General features: G+C 70.6%; 17 protein-coding genes. 3 read left to right on the top strand and 14 right to left on the bottom strand.

What is annotated here, in order from left to right; translation table 11 throughout:
• Positions 1-56: 56 nt before the first annotated feature.
• The 12 genes from R9X44_RS34525 to R9X44_RS34470 form a co-directional block, all read right to left on the bottom strand.
• A complete protein-coding gene (locus R9X44_RS34525) occupies positions 57-407 on the bottom strand; it encodes a VOC family protein (RefSeq protein ID WP_319818591.1) in 351 nt (116 codons plus the stop codon).
• Between the two features lie 133 nt (positions 408-540).
• Positions 541-915, bottom strand: a complete 375-nt coding sequence (locus tag R9X44_RS34520; protein WP_319818590.1) for an RNA polymerase-binding protein RbpA — start codon at positions 913-915, stop codon at positions 541-543.
• A gap of 87 nt (positions 916-1,002) precedes the next feature.
• The gene (secG, locus tag R9X44_RS34515) at positions 1,003-1,242 is read right to left on the bottom strand and encodes a preprotein translocase subunit SecG (RefSeq protein WP_319818589.1); all 240 of its coding nucleotides are present in this window, start codon (positions 1,240-1,242) and stop codon (positions 1,003-1,005) included.
• A gap of 154 nt (positions 1,243-1,396) precedes the next feature.
• Positions 1,397-2,182 (bottom strand): triose-phosphate isomerase, encoded by a 786-nt coding sequence (gene tpiA, locus R9X44_RS34510; protein ID WP_319818588.1) that lies wholly within the window; start codon positions 2,180-2,182, stop codon positions 1,397-1,399.
• Positions 2,183-2,187: 5 nt separating this feature from the next.
• A complete protein-coding gene (locus R9X44_RS34505; protein WP_319818587.1) occupies positions 2,188-3,375 on the bottom strand; it encodes a phosphoglycerate kinase in 1,188 nt (395 codons plus the stop codon).
• 185 nt (positions 3,376-3,560) lie between these two features.
• Positions 3,561-4,565 carry a type I glyceraldehyde-3-phosphate dehydrogenase gene (gap, locus tag R9X44_RS34500; protein WP_319818586.1) on the bottom strand — a complete coding sequence of 335 codons (1,005 nt, stop codon included), beginning with the start codon at positions 4,563-4,565 and terminating at the stop codon, positions 3,561-3,563.
• Positions 4,566-4,832: 267 nt separating this feature from the next.
• Positions 4,833-5,816 carry a DNA-binding protein WhiA gene (gene whiA, locus R9X44_RS34495; RefSeq protein ID WP_319818585.1) on the bottom strand — a complete coding sequence of 328 codons (984 nt, stop codon included), beginning with the start codon at positions 5,814-5,816 and terminating at the stop codon, positions 4,833-4,835.
• Positions 5,817-5,903: 87 nt separating this feature from the next.
• Positions 5,904-6,836 carry a uridine diphosphate-N-acetylglucosamine-binding protein YvcK gene (locus R9X44_RS34490; RefSeq protein ID WP_319818605.1) on the bottom strand — a complete coding sequence of 311 codons (933 nt, stop codon included), beginning with the start codon at positions 6,834-6,836 and terminating at the stop codon, positions 5,904-5,906.
• 15 nt (positions 6,837-6,851) lie between these two features.
• Positions 6,852-7,724 carry an RNase adapter RapZ gene (rapZ, locus tag R9X44_RS34485; RefSeq protein ID WP_319818584.1) on the bottom strand — a complete coding sequence of 291 codons (873 nt, stop codon included), beginning with the start codon at positions 7,722-7,724 and terminating at the stop codon, positions 6,852-6,854.
• Positions 7,721-9,697, bottom strand: coding sequence for an excinuclease ABC subunit UvrC (uvrC, locus tag R9X44_RS34480; protein WP_319818583.1), 1,977 nt, complete (start codon positions 9,695-9,697; stop codon positions 7,721-7,723). The genes rapZ and uvrC overlap by 4 nt, the downstream gene beginning before the upstream one ends.
• A gap of 55 nt (positions 9,698-9,752) precedes the next feature.
• Positions 9,753-10,154, bottom strand: a complete 402-nt coding sequence (locus R9X44_RS34475) for a Rieske (2Fe-2S) protein (RefSeq protein ID WP_319818582.1) — start codon at positions 10,152-10,154, stop codon at positions 9,753-9,755.
• Positions 10,155-10,232: 78 nt separating this feature from the next.
• Positions 10,233-10,802: a hypothetical protein gene (locus tag R9X44_RS34470; RefSeq protein WP_319818581.1), complete on the bottom strand. Its 570-nt coding sequence runs from the start codon at positions 10,800-10,802 to the stop codon at positions 10,233-10,235.
• Positions 10,803-10,872: 70 nt separating this feature from the next.
• On the opposite strand from R9X44_RS34470, the gene R9X44_RS34465 reads away from it, so the two are divergent.
• Complete coding sequence (locus tag R9X44_RS34465) at positions 10,873-11,439, top strand: TetR/AcrR family transcriptional regulator (protein WP_319818580.1); 567 nt, start codon at positions 10,873-10,875, stop codon at positions 11,437-11,439.
• On the opposite strand, the gene R9X44_RS34460 is transcribed toward R9X44_RS34465, so the two are convergent.
• A complete protein-coding gene (locus R9X44_RS34460) occupies positions 11,436-13,022 on the bottom strand; it encodes a cation:proton antiporter (RefSeq protein WP_319818579.1) in 1,587 nt (528 codons plus the stop codon). The two genes, R9X44_RS34465 and R9X44_RS34460, sit on opposite strands and share 4 nt — an antisense overlap.
• A gap of 194 nt (positions 13,023-13,216) precedes the next feature.
• Between R9X44_RS34460 and uvrA the strand changes: the two genes are divergently transcribed.
• Together uvrA and R9X44_RS34450 are read left to right on the top strand one after the other, a co-directional pair.
• Positions 13,217-16,054 carry an excinuclease ABC subunit UvrA gene (gene uvrA, locus R9X44_RS34455; protein ID WP_319818578.1) on the top strand — a complete coding sequence of 946 codons (2,838 nt, stop codon included), beginning with the start codon at positions 13,217-13,219 and terminating at the stop codon, positions 16,052-16,054.
• Positions 16,055-16,166: 112 nt separating this feature from the next.
• Positions 16,167-17,660, top strand: a complete 1,494-nt coding sequence (locus tag R9X44_RS34450; protein ID WP_319818577.1) for a M28 family metallopeptidase — start codon at positions 16,167-16,169, stop codon at positions 17,658-17,660.
• Here R9X44_RS34450 and R9X44_RS34445 read toward each other — a convergent pair.
• A complete protein-coding gene (locus R9X44_RS34445) occupies positions 17,599-18,225 on the bottom strand; it encodes a methylated-DNA--[protein]-cysteine S-methyltransferase (RefSeq protein WP_319818576.1) in 627 nt (208 codons plus the stop codon). The two genes, R9X44_RS34450 and R9X44_RS34445, sit on opposite strands and share 62 nt — an antisense overlap.
• Positions 18,226-18,247 lie beyond the last annotated feature (22 nt).

The following is an 18,247-nucleotide window of genomic DNA, read 5'->3' as shown; positions in this document are numbered from 1 at the left end:
ACAGGGCGGACCGGGCGCCGTCGCCGTGGCGCCCGCCCGCGTCGACCACCCGCGGGCTAGTCGGCTGGGAGCTCCTGGGAGACGCAGAACTGGTTGCCCTCGGGATCGGCGAGGACGGTCCAGACCATCCCCGGCACCTCGTGCTCGCCGACCTCGCTCGCGCCGAGCCCCCTGAGCCGCGCCACCTCGGCGAGCCGGTCGGCGGCCTTGAAGTCGAGGTGGACCCGGTTCTTGCCAGGCGTCGGCTCCCCCACCCGCTGGAACCCGAGCACCGCGCCCGCCCCGGCGACCGCGAGGTAGAAGCCGTAGTCGGCGATGATCTTCCCGTCGAGCGCGTCGGCCCACCAACGCGCGAGACTGCCCGGCTCCGTGCTGTCGACGGTCACCGCTTCCATACTCAAAGTCATGACCGTCACGGTAGCGAGCCCCTCCGACATTTTCCGTGACGGCACGTGCGCGCCCCGCGCACACGCGGAAAACGCGAGGACCCGGCCCCGTCAGACGGGTCCGGGTCCTCGCGGAACGCGCGGCGTGCGGCGGCTAGTTGCGCGCCGCCGAGGCCAGGGCGGCCTGGACGAGCCGGCGACGCTCGCGCAGCTTGCCCAGGGCCTCTTCGAGGATGGCCTGGCCGTCGGCGTCGGAGCGGCGCTCCTTCACGTAGGCGAGGTGGGTCTTGTACGGCTCGTTCTTCGGCGCGGCCGGCGGGTTCGCGGAGTCGGTGCCCGCGGGAAGGCCGCAGCGCGGGCAGTCCCAGGTCTCGGGAACCTGGCAGTCGCTGGCGAAGCTGGGCCGGGTCTCGTGCTTGTTGGCGCAGTAGAAGCTGACGATGACGCGCGGGGCGGCCTCGCCGCGCTCCGCCTCGCCCATCGGGCCGGCGCCGACCCTGCTACCGCGAATGGCACTGCCACTAGCCACGGACACTCCTCAAAGTGAATCATGCGCGCCGGGAGCGAGTGCCCCCGGCGCGTTTCGAAGGTTGTATGCAGCCGCTGCTGCGCTCAGTCAGAGGCCCTTGGCCTTGAACAGGAATCCGAGTACCACGATGGCGGCGAGCCAGATCACTCCGGTGCCGATCGTGAGACGGTCCAGATTGCGCTCGACGACCGATGACCCGCCGAGCGAGGAGGAGATCCCACCGCCGAACATGTCCGACAGCCCTCCGCCCTTGCCCTTGTGCAGCAGCACGAGCACCACCATGAGCAGGCTCGTGATGATCAGCACGATCGAGGTTGCAAGAATCACGGTTAGCGCCTTCTGAGCCGCCCCGCGGCCGCGGGGCTCGTTTGAATGTATAGGACGTCCGGCAGGGACGTTCGGTTTGCCTGCCGGTATGAAGGGTACGACGAACGCGCCGGTGGTTCAGCAGAACCCACCCCACGGGCGTCGAAGTTTGGCGTCAGCTCACCGCCGGAAGGTCCCGGTATCGGCAGATCTTGACGAATTCGTCCGCATCCAACGCCGCGCCGCCGACGAGTCCGCCGTCCACATCGGGCTGCGCCATGATCCCCGCCACGTTCGAGGACTTCATCGAACCACCGTAAAGCACCCGGACCGACTCGGCCACGTCGGTGTCGTAGAGCTTGGCAAGACGCCCGCGGATCGCCCCGCAGACCTCCTGCGCGTCCTCGGGGGTGGCGACCTCGCCGGTCCCGATCGCCCAGACCGGCTCGTACGCGATCACGATCGTCTTGGCCTGTTCGGCCGTCAGGCCGTCGAGCGCGCCGTCGACCTGCGCGAGCGTGTAGGGCACCTGCTCGCCCGCCTTGCGGACGTCCAGGCCCTCGCCGACGCAGACGATCGGGGTGAGCCCGTTCTTCAGCGCGGCCTTGGTCTTGGCGTTGACCAGGGCGTCGTCCTCGCCGTGGTACTGGCGGCGCTCGGAGTGCCCGATCGTGGCGAAGGTGCAGCCGAGCTTGGCCAGCATCGACGCGGCGATCTCGCCGGTGTAGGCGCCCTTGTCGTGCGCGGACACGTCCTGGGAGCCGTAGACGATCTTCAGCTTGTCGGCGTCGATGAGGGTCTGCACCGAGCGCAGGTCGGTGAACGGCGGCAGGACGGCGACCTCGACGGCCTCGAAGTCCTTGTCCTTGAGGCCGAACGCGAGCTTCTGCACCAGCGCGATCGCCTCGAGGTGGTTGTTGTGCATCTTCCAGTTGCCGGCCATGAGGGGCTTGCGGGGCATGGGGATCAGTCCTCCAGAGCTTCGAGGCCGGGCAGGGACTTGCCTTCGAGGTACTCGAGGCTCGCGCCGCCGCCGGTGGAGATGTGGGAGAAGGCGTTCTCGTCGAAGCCAAGGGTGCGCACGGCCGCGGCGGAGTCGCCGCCGCCGACGACGGTGAACGCGTCGGAGTCGATGAGGCCCTGCGCGACGGCGCGGGTGCCGTGCGAGTACGGCTCGAGCTCGAACACGCCCATCGGGCCGTTCCAGAAGACCGTCTTGGCGTCGGCGAGGCGCGCGGCGAACAGCTTGCCGGACTCGGGGCCGATGTCGAGGCCGAGGCGGTCGGCGGGGATCGCGTCGGCGACGACGACGTCGTGGTCGGCGTCGGCGGAGAACGCGGTCGCGGCGACGATGTCGACGGGAAGGACGAACTCGACGCCCTTGTCCTTGGCGCGCGCGAGGTAGTCCAGGACGGTCGGGATCTGGTCCTCTTCGAGCAGCGACTTGCCGACCTCGTGGCCCTGGGCCTTGAGGAACGTGAAGACCATGCCGCCGCCGACGAGGATGCGGTCGGCGGTCTCCAGCAGGTTGTCGATGACGCCGAGCTTGTCGGAGACCTTCGAGCCGCCGAGCACGACGGCATACGGGCGTGCCACGTCCTCGGTGAGCTTCTTCAGCACGCCGACCTCGGTGGCGATGAGGCCGCCCGCGGCGTGCGGGAGACGCTTGGGCACGTCGTAGACCGAGGCGTGCTTGCGGTGCACCGCGCCGAACGCGTCGTCGACGTAGACGTCGGCGAGGGCGGCGAGTCTGTCGGCGAACGCGCCGCGCTCGGCATCGTCCTTGCTGGTCTCGGCCGCGTTGAACCGCAGGTTCTCCAGCAGCGCGACCTCGCCGTCGCCGAGCGCCGCGACGACGGCCTTGGCGGACTCGCCGACGGTGTCGGAGGCGAACGCCACGCCCTGGCCGAGCAGTTCGGCGAGCCGCCCGGCGACCGGGGCGAGGGAGAACTCGGGCTTCGGCTCGCCCTTGGGACGGCCCAGGTGGGCGACGACGACGACGCGCGCGCCTTTGTCCACAAGCTGCCGGATCGTGGGCAGGCTCGCCCTGATCCGCCCGTCATCGGTGATCTTCCCGTCCTGCAACGGAACGTTGAGGTCCGTGCGGACCAGCACCTTCTTACCGCGTACGTCGAGCTCATCGACGGTCTTCATGCAAACCCCTCACACCCGGAGCGAACACCCGTGACCTCACCAAACAAACAGCGGGACCTTCCACAGCACCCGTGAAAAGCCCCGCCCGCGATCGGGCGCCCTGGCGCCTGCTCGGAGGCCCCCAGGGCCGGAGAGCAGGCGCCAGGATCTCAAAGCGCCCGATCACGTCGCGCCGGAGGCGCGACCTACAAGCCCGCGCCGACCAGCTTGACGAGGTCGACGAGGCGGTTGGAGTAGCCCCACTCGTTGTCGTACCAGCCGACGACCTTGACCTGGTTGCCGATGACCTTGGTCAGGCCGGAGTCGAAGATGCAGGAGGACGGGTCGGTCACGATGTCGGAGGAGACGATCGGGTCCTCGGTGTAGGTGAGGTAGCCCTTGAGCGGGCCCTCTGCGGCGGCCTTGAACGCGGCGTTGACCTCGTCCACGGTGGTCTCGCGCGCCAGCTCGACGGTGAGGTCGGTGGCCGAGCCGGTGGGGATCGGGACGCGCAGCGCGTAGCCGTCGAGCTTGCCCTGGAGCTCGGGCAGGACAAGGCCGATCGCCTTGGCCGCGCCGGTGGAGGTCGGGACGATGTTCAGCGCGGCGGCGCGGGCGCGGCGCAGGTCGCTGTGCGGGGCGTCCTGGAGGTTCTGGTCCTGGGTGTAGGCGTGGATCGTGGTCATCAGGCCCTTTTCGATCCCGAACGTGTCGTTCAGGACCTTGGCCAGCGGCGCGAGGCAGTTGGTGGTGCAGGAGGCGTTGGAGATGACCGTGTGCTTGGCCGGGTCGTAAAGGTTGTCGTTCGCGCCCAGGACGACGGTGATGTCCTCGTTCTTGGCGGGCGCGGAGATGATGACCTTCTTCGCGCCGTTGTCGGCGTGCACCTTGGCCTTGTTGGCGTCGGTGAAGAAGCCGGTGGACTCCACGACGATGTCGACGCCGACCTCGCCCCAGGGCAGGTTGGCGGGGTCGCGGTCGGCGAACACCTTGATCGCCTTGCCGCCGACGATGATCTCGCCCGCGCCGGCCTTCACTTCCTCGGGGAAACGGCCGAGGATGCTGTCGTACTTGAGCAGGTGGGCCAGGGTCGCGGTGTCGGTCAGGTCGTTCACGGCGACGATGTCGATGTCGGCGCCGCTCGCCTTGACGGCGCGGTAGAAGTTGCGGCCGATCCGGCCAAAGCCGTTGATGCCTACTCGGATGGTCACGACTCTCCTCATGCGTTGCGTCTTCAACCAGGACCGGGGTTACTTCCGCCCTGTTTCCACGCCGACCCTACCGAACGGGACGGGTGTGGCCCGTCACTGGTACGGGCTGAACGGCGGGGTGAACGCACCTCCCCGGAGCTGGGGAGACGCACTCACCCTCGCCTTGATCCCGGAGGTCTAGACCGAATTGGTATAGATGTCTGGTTTAGACCAGCGGCGTGAGCAGGCGGCCCACATTCCGACGCCGTCCGGGCCCGGCGGAGCGGGTCAGGGGACCAGCATGTCCGGCGTGAGATTCGCCTCTGTTCCGGGAAGTCCGAGATCGGCCGCCCGTTTGTCGGCCATCGCCAGCAGCCGCCGGATGCGTCCGGCGATCGCGTCCTTGGTCAGCGGCGGCGAGGCAAGCTGGCCCAGCTCCTCGAGGGACGCCTGCTTGTGTTCCAGCCTGAGCCGACCCGCGGCGATCAGGTGGTCGGGGGCGTCCTCGCCGAGGATCTCCATCGCCCTCGCGACCCTCGCCCCGGCCGCCACCGCCGCGCGTGCCGAGCGGCGCAGGTTGGCGTCGTCGAAGTTGGCGAGGCGGTTGGCGGTCGCGCGCACCTCGCGGCGCATCCGCCGCTCCTCCCAGGCCAGCACGCTGTCGTGCGCGCCGAGCCTGGTGAGCAGCGCGGAGATCGCGTCGCCGTCGCGGACCACGACGCGGTCGACGCCGCGCACCTCGCGGGTCTTGGCGTTGTTGATCCGCAGCCTGCGCGCCGCCCCCTGCAGCGCGAGCGCGGCCTCCGGGCCCGGGCAGGTGATCTCCATCGACATGGAGCGGCCCGGCTCCGTCAGCGAGCCGTGCGCGAGGAACGCGCCGCGCCAGGCCGACTCGGCGTCACACGCCGGCCCGGCCACCACGTGCCTGGGCAGGCCGCGCACCGGACGGCCGTTGTTGTCGATCAGCCCCGTCTGCCGGGCCAGCGACTCCCCGTCCCTGATCACCCGCACCACGTACCTGTTGCCCTTGCGCAGACCGCTCGGCGCGAGCACGATCACGTCCGAGGTGTGGCCGAAGACCTCGGCGATGTCCTTGCGCAGTCGGCGCGCGGCGGCCCCGGTGTCGAGCTCCGCCTCGATCACGATCCTGCCGCTCACCAGGTGCAACCCGCCCGCGAAGCGCAGGATCGTGGAGACCTCGGCCTTCCGGCAGCAGGGTTTCATGATGGGCAGCCGGCTCAGTTCGTCCTTCACCACGCCGGTCATCGCCATGCGCTACCTCTTCTCCCCCCGCCAGCTCAAAGACGGCTGACCCCGCGCGTCGGAATGTCCGCACCAGTCTCCCGGATTCCCGCGCGATCATGCGCCACTAGCGAAGATCTGTACGAAAGCTTGGGCCAGCAAGGCGGGATCGTGCCGCGGGGAGCCGTCCTGCATCGCCACCTCGGCGAGTTGCAGCTCTCCCCCGAGCCGCTGGACGGCCTTGCCCAGCGCCTCGGCGTCCTCGACCACGCCCGCGTCGGCGAGGACGACGTCGACCCGCAGGTCGGGGGCGTGCGCGTGCAGCACGTCGAGGTGGGCCTGCTGGGAGAAGTCGTCGGTCTCGCCGGGCTGCGGCGCGAGGTTCAGCGCGACGACGCGGCGGGCGCGGGTCTCGACCAGCGCGCGGCGCAGCTCGGGCACCTGCAGGTGCGGCAGGACGCTGGTGAACCACGAGCCGGGCCCGAACACCACCCAGTCGGCCTCGTAGACGGCTTCGACCGCCTCCGGGCTCGCCGGGGGGTCCTCCGGGACCAGCGAGACGCTCTGCACCTTGCCCGAGGTGCTCGCGCACTCGACCTGCCCGCGCACCCGCGTCACCTCGAGCGGACGCGACGGGTCCACGCCCAGCACGTCGGCGACGATGTCGAGCGGGACCGTGGACATGGGCAGCACCCTGCCCTGCGCGCCCAGCAGCCGCCCGACCCAGTCGAGCCCCTCGACGGTGTCGCCCAGCAGCTCCCACAACGCCACTATCAGCAGGTTGCCTACGGCGTGCTCGTGCAGATCGCCTTGACTGCGGAACCTGTGCTGGACCACCTCGCTCCACGTGCGGCCCCACTGGTCGTCGCCGCACAGCGCGGCCAGCGCCATGCGCAGGTCGCCCGGCGGGATGACGCCGAGCTCGCGGCGGAGCCTGCCGGAGGAGCCGCCGTCGTCGGCGACGGTGACGACGGCGGTCAGCCGGTCGGTGACCCTGCGCAGCGCGGACAGGGACGCGTAAAGACCGTGGCCGCCCCCGAGGGCGACCACACCGGGGTTCGTCACTTACTCCCTGCCGAGGTCTCGGTGGCTCACCTGGACGTCCACTCCCTCGTCTCTGAGTCTCTGGCCGAACTGCTCGGCCATCGCCACGCTGCGGTGCTTGCCGCCCGTGCAGCCCACCGCCAGCGTGACGTAGTGCTTGCCTTCGCGCTCATAACCCTCGATGAGCAGGCGCAGCACGTCGGTGTAGGAGTCGAGGAACTCCTTGGCGCCGCGCTGGCCGAGCACGTAGTCGCGCACCGGCTCGTCGCGGCCGTTCTGCGGGCGCAGCTCGGGAATCCAGTGCGGGTTCGGCAGGAAGCGGCAGTCGACGACGAGGTCGGCGTCGACCGGCAGGCCGTACTTGTAGCCGAACGACACGACGGTGGCGCGCAGGCTCGATTCACCGCCGGTGTCGCCGAACGCGTCGACCACCTTGGCGCGCAGCTGGTGCACGTTGAGGTCGGAGGTGTCGATCACCAGGTCGGCGGCGGCGCGGATCTCCAGCAGCTGGGCGCGCTCGCGCGCGATGCCGTCGGGGATGCGGCCGTCGGCCTGCAGCGGGTGCGGGCGGCGGACGCTCTCGAACCTGCGGACGAGCGCGTCGTCGTTGGCCTCGAGGAACACCACGCGGGGACGGACCCCGCGCGCCTCGAGCTCGCCGATCGCCGAGTGCAGGTCGGAGGTGAACGCGCGGCTGCGCACGTCGACCACGACGGCGATGCGCGGGACGGCGTCCTGGACGCGTCCGCCGAGGTCGGCCATGGTCGCCAGCAGGCCGGGCGGGAGGTTGTCGACCACGAACCAGTCGAGGTCCTCCAGCGCCTTGGCGGCCGTGCTGCGGCCCGCGCCCGACATGCCGGTGACGATCACGATGTCGGGGACGTGCTGTGTCATGTGGTGGTTCCCCCCTGGAGTGCCGCCGCGATGGACTCTGCAGTTCTCAACCCGATGCCGGGGACCTCCGCGATCTGCTCCGGCGTCGCGTTCTTCAGCCGCTGCACCGACCCGAAGTGCTTCAGCAGCGCGGTGCGGCGGGCCGGGCCGAGGCCGGGGACGCCGTCGAGCTCGCTCGCGGTCATCGCCTTGGACCGCTTGGCCCGGTGGAAGGAGATCGCGAACCTGTGCGCCTCGTCGCGGACGCGTTGCAGCAGGTACAGGCCCTCGCTGGTGCGCGGCAGGATCACCGGGTCGGGGTCGGACGGTAGCCAGACCTCCTCGAGGCGCTTGGCCAGGCCGCAGACCGCTATGTCGTCGATGCCGAGTTCGTCTAGGGCGCGTTGGGCGGCGGCGACCTGCGGCGGGCCGCCGTCGATCACCAGCAGGTTCGGCGGGTAGGCGAACTTGCGGGGACGGCCGGTCTCGGGGTCGAGGGGGCGGCGCGCGCCCTCGTCGTCGTCGCCGAAGCCGTAGGACGACAGCAGGCCCTCGGCGTCCTCGCCCGCGATGCCCTCGGGCGACAGCTCCCCCGCCTTCTGGCTCTCGGCGAGGTAGCGCTTGAAGCGGCGGGTGATGACCTCGTGGATCGAGCGGACGTCGTCCTGGCCCTGCACTGTCTTGATGGTGAAGCGGCGGTACTCGGACTTGCGCGGCAGGCCGTCCTCGAACACGACCATCGAGGCGACGACGTTGGTGCCCTGGAGGTTGGAGACGTCGAAGCACTCGATGCGCAGCGGGGCCTGGGTGAGCTCGAGGGCGTCCTGGATCTCCTGGAGGGCGCGGCTGCGCGCGGTGAGGTCGCCCGCGCGGCGCGTCTTGTGCTGCTTCAGCGCCTCGTGCGCGTTGCGCGCGACGGTGCCGAGCAGCTCCTTCTTGTCGCCGCGCTTGGGCACCCGGACGCGCACCTGGCTGCCGCGCGCCTCGCTCAGCAGCTCGTTCATCGCCGCTTCGTCCGGCGGGGCCTCGGGCACCAGGACCTCGCGCGGCACCGAGTCGCCGTCGCCGTAAGCCTGGATGAGGAAGTCCTCGACGAGCTCGCCGGTCGTGCGCTCCTCGACAAGGTCGACGACCCAGCCGCGCTGGCCCCGGATGCGGCCGCCGCGCACGTAGAAGACCTGGACCGCGGCCTCCAGCTGGTCGCGGGCGAAGGCGATCACGTCGCAGTCGGTGCTGTCGGACAGCACGACGGCCTGCTTCTCCAGCGCCCGCTCGAGCGCGCGGATGTCGTCGCGGCGGCGGGCGGCGGTCTCGAACTCCTCGTCCTCGGCGGCGGAGTACATCTCGCGTTCCAGCCGCTTGATGAACCTGCCGGTGTCGCCCGCCATGAACGCGCAGAAGTCCTCGGCGAGCTCGCGGTGCTCGGCCTCGTCCACCCTGCCGACGCAGGGGGCCGAGCACTTGCCGATGTAGCCGAGCAGACAGGGACGGCCGATCTGGCCGTGCCGCTTGAACACCCCCGCGCTGCACGTGCGCACCGGGAAGACGCGCAGCAGCAGGTCGACGGTCTCGCGGATCGCCCACGCGTGCGAGTACGGGCCGAAGTAGCGGACGCCCTTGCGCTTGGCCCCCCGCATCACCATGACGCGCGGGTAATCCTCGTTCATGGTGACCGCGAGGTACGGATAGGACTTGTCGTCCCGGTAGCGGACGTTGAAGCGCGGGTCGTACTCCTTGATCCAGGAGTACTCCAGCTGCAGCGCCTCGACCTCGGTGGACACCACTGTCCAGTTCACCGACGCGGCGGTGGTGACCATGCTCTGGGTGCGCGGATGCAGCCCCGCGTGGTCGGCGAAGTAGGAGTTCAGCCGCTGCCGCAGGTTCTTGGCCTTGCCCACGTAGACGACCCGGCCGTGCTCGTCACGGAACCGGTAGACCCCCGGCGACTCGGGGATCGCACCGGGGGCGGGCCTGTACGACGCGGGATCTGCCACGGTGTTCAGGTTAGCGGGCGGGACTGACGTTTCGGGGCCCCTGTGAAAGGACCGGTCAAACGACGACCACGGCTCCGTTCTTGACCTCCACGGGGTATTCGCGGAGTTTGGCCTTGGCCGGGGGCTTCAGGACCTCGCCGGTGGCGGCGTCGAACTCGCTGCCGTGGCAGGGGCAGGAGACCTTGCCGTCGCGGGGGGCGGTGACGCCGCAGCCCTGGTGGGTGCAGACCGAGCTGAACGCCTTGAACACGCCCTCCGACGGCTGCACCACGAAGATCTTGTGCTCGCCGATGATCTTGCCCCCGCCGACGGGCACGTCGGCGGCCTTGACGAGTTCCTTGCCGACGAGGTTCTGCGGCGTCTGGCGGCCCTGGCCCGCCCCGCAGGCGGTGACGCTCGCGAGCCCGGCCGCGCCGAAGGTGCCGAGCGCGGCCCGGCGACTCAGATTCTGGGACATGCAGACCATCATGGGCCCTGTCCGCGGGTGGTCGTGCCCACCCCCCGCCCAGGGCGGGGCACGCGATCGCGCCGCAGGTCAGGCCGTCTTCTGCGGCTCCTTCTCCCGCGCCGCCCCGGCCTCGGGGCGCGGCCTGACGGTGTAGCTCAGGGAGACGACGGCGTCGATCGCCAGGACGAGGGTCCACAGGCCGGCCAACTGGGTGAGGGAGCCGGTGCGGGCGGGGTCGTCGACGTACCAGACGGCGGTCGTGAGGAGCGCGGAGCCGACCGCCCAGGCGATCACGTGACGGCCGAACTGGCGGCGCTCGTGGGCGGCGTGCGCCCTCCCGCGTTTGGGCTTGGGGGCGGGAGCGGGCGCGCCGTCCCAGCGGTGCGCGGCCCTGGCGTCCAGCGCGCGGATGATCTGGTGGCCGAACCCGACCGAGACGCCGAGGTAGATCGCCGCGAGGCCGTGCGCGAGGGACGCCTGGCCGCCGTCCCTGAGGTCGAGTGCCGTCGCGGTGAGCAGCGCGAGGTCCACGAGCGGCGTGCTGAGCAGCAGCGCGCCGCCCAGGCGCGGCATCCGCAGGCCGTAGCGGACGAGCAGGCCGAGCCCGAGCAGCACCCAGAAGGCGATCTCGGCCCCGACGATCAGCGCGACAAGCATGGTCTCCCCTTTTTTTCACACAGTCGTGTTGGAACAGGACGATACAACACGACTGTGCTATAAAAAAGCTGTGCCGAAGGTCGTGGACCATCAGGCGCGCCGCAGGCAGCTCAGCGAGGCGCTGTGGCGCGTCGTCTCCCGTGACGGCGTCGAGGCGGTGTCCGTCCGCAACGTCGCCGCCGAGGCGGGCTGCTCACCGGGGGCGCTGCGGCACTACTTCCCCGAGCAGTCCGATCTCGTCGCCTCGGCGCTCGCCCTGGTCAGCGACAGGTTCGCCGCACGCATCGCCGCCCTCGACATCCCCGGGCCCCCGGTCGAGGTCATCCAGGCGTACTGCGAGCAGATGATCCCCCTCGACGAGGAACGCCGCATCGAGGCCGAGGTCTGGTTCGGCTTCGTCACCCGCGCCCGCCACGACCCGTCACTCGACGCGCTCACCCGCCGCGTCCACCAGGACCTGCGCGCCTTCCTGGCCCAGCTGCTCCCCTACATCAACGCGGCCCCCACCGAGGTTGACCGCCTGCACGCCCTCATCGACGGCTTCACCGTCCACCTGCTCCTGTATCCCGACCACCTGTCGCCCGACACCGTCCGCGCCGAGCTCCGCACCCACCTGAGGTCGATAGCGAACCCCTAGAGCAGATGGGCGCTGCGGAGGTCGAGGCGGCGGAGGACCTGGTCCACGGCTTCGGGGTCCACGCCGGGTTCGGTGCGGGCGAGGAGGACTTCGGCGCGGGACGCCTCCAGCATCTGGGACTCCACCCGGCGGCGGATCTCGCGGTGCATCTTGCGCTGTTCGAAGCCGTCCTGAAGGTCCTCGGGGACCACGTCGCACAGTTCGGCGACGAGCTGGCGCTGGGCGTAGCGGAGCCGTTGGACGACCTCGGTAGGCAGGTCCTCTTCCGCGTCGAGCTGCCTGAGGCGGCGCAGCGCGGCACGCGAGGCCCGGTAGGCGACGTCCTGGACGGCCTGTTCCTCCGCGTCGTGCTCCTTCTGGACGCCCAGCACCCGCACGACCCACGGCATGACGAGGCCGGGCACGATGAGCGTCACGAGGATCGCCGTGAACGCGACGAAGAGGAGTTCGGCGCGGTGCGGGGTCGTCGCGGGAAGGGCGAGGGCCAGGGCGAGGGTGGCGAGGCCGCGGAAGCCGCAGAAGGCGAGGATGAAGTCGTCGCGCCAGCTTGAGGCGACGTCCAGCTCGTAGCCTTCGCGGTACCCGTAGGTGCCGAACCTGCGCATGAAGGGCCCGACGGACATCATCCAGGCGAAGCGGAGTCCGATGACGACCGCGCAGACGATCCCGGCGTGCAGCGCGTAAGAGCCGAGCCTGTCCGTGCCGGGCCACACCTCGCGCAGTTCGAGCCCGATGAGCCCGAAGGCGAGCCCGGTGATCAGCATCTCCAGGGTGTCCCAGAAGGCGGTGGAGGTCAGCCGGTCGCTGACGCCCGCCTCGTCCGCCCCGGTCTGCCCGATGTACAGGCTGACGGCCAGCACCGCGAGGACGCCCGAGGCGTGGGACGCGTCGGCCAGCAGGTAGGTGGCGAACGGGAAGATCAACGTAAGCGCGCTACGGGCGGTCACGTTGTCCAGCCGGTTCTGCATCCGGGTGGCGACCCATCCGAGGCCGAGCCCGATCCCGATCGCCGCGACGACCTCCCACACGAACAGCAGGATCGCCGAAGGCAGCGAGTAGTGGCCGGTGTTGATCGCGGTGATCGCGACGCCGAACACCACGAACGCGGTGGCGTCGTTGCACAGGCCCTCGGTCTGCAGCACGGTGATCAGCCTGCGCGGCAGGTCGAGCGGCCCCGCGACGGCCTCGGCCGCGACGGGGTCGGGCGGCGCGACCGCCGCGCCGAGCGCGACCGCGGCCGCGACGCTGACGCCGCCGATCGCCCAGTACGTCGTGGCGGCCGTGGCCGCGACGGTGAGGAGCACGAGGACGCCGGCGAGCCAGAAGATCGTCCTGCGCCGGGAGATCAGCATCCCCCACGACGTGCGCTGCGCGGTCGCGTAGATCAGCGGCGGTAGGAACAGCGGGAGGATCAGTTCCGGAGGGATGTGGAGCGCGGGCAGCGGCGTGAAGGCCAGCAGCAGCCCGAGGACGCTCACCAGCACCGGATACGGCCGTCTTATCCGTTCGCCGAGCGCGACGGCCATGACCGTCGCCAGCATGAACAGCACGATCACCGCGAACATCGCCACCCCGTCGTCCACCCGCGCCATTGTGCCGCCGAGCGGGCCTGCCGGGCGTGAGGAACATGCGCGTTCGCTGGCGGGCGCGGTTCGAACACGTGTACGGTGACGCTTGGCGCACAGCTCGCGGGGACGAAAATGTCACTGCCCGTGGTTAGCCTGAAACGGGCCTTTGTTCGGCGCCCGCACCACCTGATGATCTGGGGAAACACACCGTGCATGATCGACTTGTCATCTCCGGCGCGCGCGAGCACAACCTCAAGGACGTCTCGCTCGATCTGCCGCGCGACTCCATGATCGTGTTCACGGGCCTGTCCGGTTCGGGCAAGTCGAGTCTCGCGTTCGACACGATCTTCGCCGAGGGCCAGCGGCGCTACGTGGAGTCGCTGTCGGCGTACGCGCGCCAGTTCCTCGGCCAGATGGACAAGCCGAACGTCGACTTCATCGAGGGCCTGTCCCCGGCGGTGTCGATCGACCAGAAGTCGACGTCCAAGAACCCGAGGTCGACGGTCGGCACGATCACCGAGGTCTACGACTACCTGCGGCTGCTGTACGCGCGGATCGGCAAGCCGCACTGTCCCGAGTGCGGCCGTCCGATCGCGCGCCAGAGCCCGCAGCAGATCGTCGACCGGGTGCTGGAACTCGCCGAGGGCACCAGGTTCCAGGTGCTCGCGCCGGTGATCAGGGGCCGCAAGGGCGAGTACCTCGAGCTGTTCCGCGAGCTGCAGACCAAGGGTTTCTCCCGGGCGCTTGTCGACGGCATGGTCGTCCGGCTTGACGACCCGCCGAAGCTGAAGAAGCAGGAGAAGCACGACATCTCCGTCATCGTGGACAGGCTGTCGGTCAAGGAGTCGGCCCGCCGCAGGCTCGCCGACTCCGTCGAGACCGGCCTGGGCCTGGCGGGCGGCACCCTCGTGCTCGACTTCGTTGACCTGCCCGAGGACGACCCGGGCCGTCAGCGCATGTACTCCGAGCACCTGTACTGCCCGTACGACGACCTGTCTTTCGAGGAGCTGGAGCCGCGCTCCTTCTCCTTCAACTCGCCCTACGGCGCGTGCCCGGACTGCGCGGGCCTGGGCACCCGCATGGAGGTCGACCCCGAGCTGATCGTCCCCGACGAGGACAAGTCACTCGAAGAGGGCGCGCTGTCCCCCTGGTCGGCCGGGCACGCGAGCGAGTACTTCCTACGCCTGCTCAAGGGCCTCGGCGACGCCCTGGGCTTCGCGCTTGACGAGCCGTGGAAGCAGATCCCGGCCAAGGCCCGCAAGGCGATCCTGTTCGGGCACTCCACCCAGGTCCACGTCTCCTACAGCAACCGCTACGGCCGCAAGCGCTCCTACTACACCGAGTACGAGGGCGTCATCCCGTGGGTGCAGCGGCGGCACGCCGAGGCCGAGAGCGACGTCAGCCGCGAGCGGTTCGAGGGCTACATGCGGGAGATCCCGTGCCCGTCGTGCGCGGGCGCGCGGCTCAAGCCGCTGATCCTCGCCGTCAAGGTCGCGGGCCGCTCGATCGCCGAGATCGCCGCGCTGCCGATCTCCGACGCCGCGGCGTTCCTGCGCGCGATGGAGCTCGACGGACGCGACCGCCAGATCGCCGAGCAGGTGCTTAAGGAGGTCAACTCGCGCCTTGGCTTCCTGCTGGACGTCGGCCTCGACTACCTGAGCCTCGACCGGCCGTCGGCGACGCTCGCGGGCGGCGAGGCACAGCGCATCCGCCTTGCCACCCAGATCGGCTCCGGCCTGGTCGGCGTGCTGTACGTGCTCGACGAGCCGTCGATCGGCCTGCACCAGCGCGACAACGCACGGCTGCTTGAGACCCTGCTGCGGCTGCGCGACATCGGCAACACGCTCATCGTGGTCGAACACGACGAGGACACCATCCAGGCCGCCGACTGGGTGGTCGACATCGGGCCGGGCGCGGGCGAGCACGGCGGCAACGTCGTGGTGTCCGGGACGGTCGAGGACCTGCTGAAGTCCGAGGACTCCCTGACCGGCCAGTACGTGTCGGGAAGGCGGGCGATCGAGGTCCCCGCCGTGCGGCGGCCGCGTACCAAGGGGCGTGACGTCACCGTCAAGGGCGCGACGGCCAACAACCTCAAGAACGTCGACGTGGCGTTCCCGCTCGGGGTCTTCACCGCGGTCACCGGCGTCTCCGGCTCTGGCAAGTCGACCCTGGTCAACGACATCCTGTACAACGCGCTGGCCAAGGAGCTGCACCACGCCAAGACCGTGCCCGGCAGGCACAAGCGCATCACCGGCCTCGACCAGCTCGACAAGGTCGTGCACGTCGACCAGTCGCCGATCGGGCGCACCCCGCGCTCCAACCCGGCGACCTACACCGGCGTGTTCGACCACATCCGCAAGCTGTTCGCCTCCACCACCGAGGCGAAGGTGCGCGGCTACCAGCCCGGCAGGTTCTCCTTCAACATCAAGGGCGGCCGCTGCGAGAACTGCTCGGGCGACGGCACCATCAAGATCGAGATGAACTTCCTGCCGGACGTCTACGTGCCGTGCGAGGTGTGCCACGGGGCCCGGTACAACCGGGAGACCCTCGAGGTCCACTACAAGGGCAAGACCATCGCCGACGTGCTCGACATGCCCATCGACGAGGCAGTGACGTTCTTCGAGCCGATCACCGCGATCCACCGGCACATGAAGACGCTCAACGACGTCGGCCTCGGCTACGTCAGGCTGGGGCAGCCCGCGCCGACGCTGTCGGGCGGCGAGGCCCAGCGCGTCAAGCTGGCGGCCGAGCTCCAGCGGCGGTCCACCGGGCGCACGATCTACGTGCTTGACGAGCCCACCACCGGCCTGCACTTCGAGGACATCCGCAAGCTGCTCGCGGTGCTGAACGGCCTTGTCGACAAGGGCAACTCGGTGCTGGTGATCGAGCACAACCTCGACGTCATCAAGACCGCCGACTGGATCATCGACATGGGCCCCGAGGGCGGCTCGCGCGGCGGCACGGTGGTGGCCACCGGCACGCCGGAGGACGTCGCGGCGGTTGAGGCGAGCTACACCGGGCAGTACCTGGCGAAGATCCTCGGTTGACGGCCGGGCCGCCGCGTGTGGCCCGCGCAGCCCGTCCCGGGCGGATCCACGGGGGAGTCCGCCCGCCGGTGCGGCGTGTCCCGCTTCCGGGGAGGGACGCGAGGAGCGCCTGATGGACCTGTCCCGACGCCGCCGTGCGTTGACCGTCGCCGTGGCCCTGCTGCTGACCGCGCCTTCCGCGGCGTGCGCGCAGGCCGCCGATCCGGTGGCGGGGGCGTCAGAGTCGGTGCGGGTGGACGAGGTCAAGGCGCATCTGAAGGCGCTCGCGCGGATCGCCGAGGCCAACGGCGGCACCCGCGCGGCGGGCACGCCGGGGTACGCCGCCGCGCGCGACTACCTCGTGGCGCGGCTGCGCGAGGCGGGGTACACGCCGCAGGTGCAGGAGTTCAGCGTCCCGTACTTCCGTGAGGACAAACCGGCCGAGCTGACGCGGCTGCGTCCGTCGGAGCGGTCCTATACGCCGACGGGCACCGACGCGGGGGCCGAGGGCGACTTCACGACGATGACGTACTCGGGCTCCGGCGACGTGACCGCGCGGATCGGCGCGGTCGACGCCGATGCGCCCGCCGACGGCGCGGCGAGCACGTCGGGGTGCGAGCCCGGCGATTTTGCGGGGTTCGTCCGGGGGGAGATCGCGCTGATGCGGCGCGGGACCTGCCCGTTCCAGACGAAGGCGGAGAACGCGCAGAAGGCCGGGGCGGCGGCCGTGGTGATCTTCAACGACGGCGGGGAGGAGCGCACCGAGGCCGTCGCGGGGACGCTCGGCAAGCCCGGTGAGATCACGGTTCCGGTGCTCGGGGCTTCGGCGGCGGTCGGCGCGGAGCTGGCGCGGCCCGGCACGACCGCGCGGATCGTCACCGCGACGACGAGCGACCGCCGCACCACGTGGAACGTGCTCGCCGAGACCGCGCGCGGCGACGCCGACCGGGTCGTCATGGTCGGCGCGCACTTCGACAGCGTGCCCGAGGGGCCGGGCATCAACGACAACGCCTCGGGCGCGGCGGCGCTGCTCGAGGTCGCCAGGCACGCCGAGGGCCTGTCCGTGCGCAACCGTGTGCGGTTCGCGTGGTGGGGCGCGGAGGAACTCGGCCTGCTCGGCTCCGCGCACTACGTCGACGCGCTGGGCGCGGACGAGCTGGCGAAGGTCAGGCTCTACCTCAACCACGACATGATCGCCTCCCCGAACTTCGTGTACGGCATCTACGACGGCGACGACTCCGACCGCACCGGCGAAGGCCCCGGCCCGGAGGGGTCGGCGCGCATCGAGCAGGTGTACGCCGACTACTTCGACGCCGCAGGGGTCCCGCACCAGGGCTCGGACTTCTCCGGCCGCTCCGACTACGGCCCCTTCATCGCCAAGGGCATCCCCGCCGGCGGCCTGTTCACCGGCGCGGAGGGCCGCAAGACCAAGGCCGAGGCGGCCCTGTTCGGCGGCACCGCGGGCCGCCCCTACGACGCCTGCTACCACCGCGCCTGCGACACCCTCGACAACATCAACGACGAGGCCCTCGCCGTCAACCTCCGCGCCATGGCCCACGCCACCCTCACCTTCGCCAACGCCCCCTCCCTCCCCACCCCCGTCCGCCCCACCCCCACAACCCCCTAACCCCCAAGCCCGCCCGCACATGACGCGGGCGGGGTGCGGGGGGCTTGGGCTCTAAGAAGAGGGTTGCGGGGAGGGAGCCTTCGAGGGAGAGAAGTTCTTCCTTGGTGGTGCGGCCGCCGCCGAAGCCGCCCAGGCCGTCGCCGCCGACGACGCGGTGGCAGGGCACGACGACCGGGAGCGGGTTCGCGGCCATCGCGACGCCGACGGCGCGTGCCGCGTCCGGCGATCCCGCGCGGGCCGCGAGCGCCCCGTACGTGATCACCTGGCCGTAGCCCACCGACGTGTACAGCTCGCGCAGCACATGCCGTGAGAAGCCGGTGACCAGCCGCCAGTCCAGCGGAAGGGTGAACGCGTTGAGGTCTCCCGCGAAGTAGGCCGACAGCTGCGCGCACGCCTCACGCGCGCCGCCGCGCACCGGGGTTCGGCCGAGGCGGTCGCCGAGCGCGGCCGCCTCGCTTTCTGGCTCGTGGGCGTGGAAGCGCACGGCGACGAGGCCCGTCTCGGTCTCCGCGAACAGCAGCGGCCCGATCGGGGTCTGGAGCAGGGACCACCCGAATGACTGCATGCCCCCAACCTAGGACTGCCCA

The organism is Actinocorallia sp. A-T 12471, from assembly GCF_033875155.1.
Classification (GTDB): domain Bacteria; phylum Actinomycetota; class Actinomycetes; order Streptosporangiales; family Streptosporangiaceae; genus Actinocorallia.
Note: the sequence above shows the minus strand (reverse complement) of the source record. Positions and strands in the feature narration are given on the sequence as shown.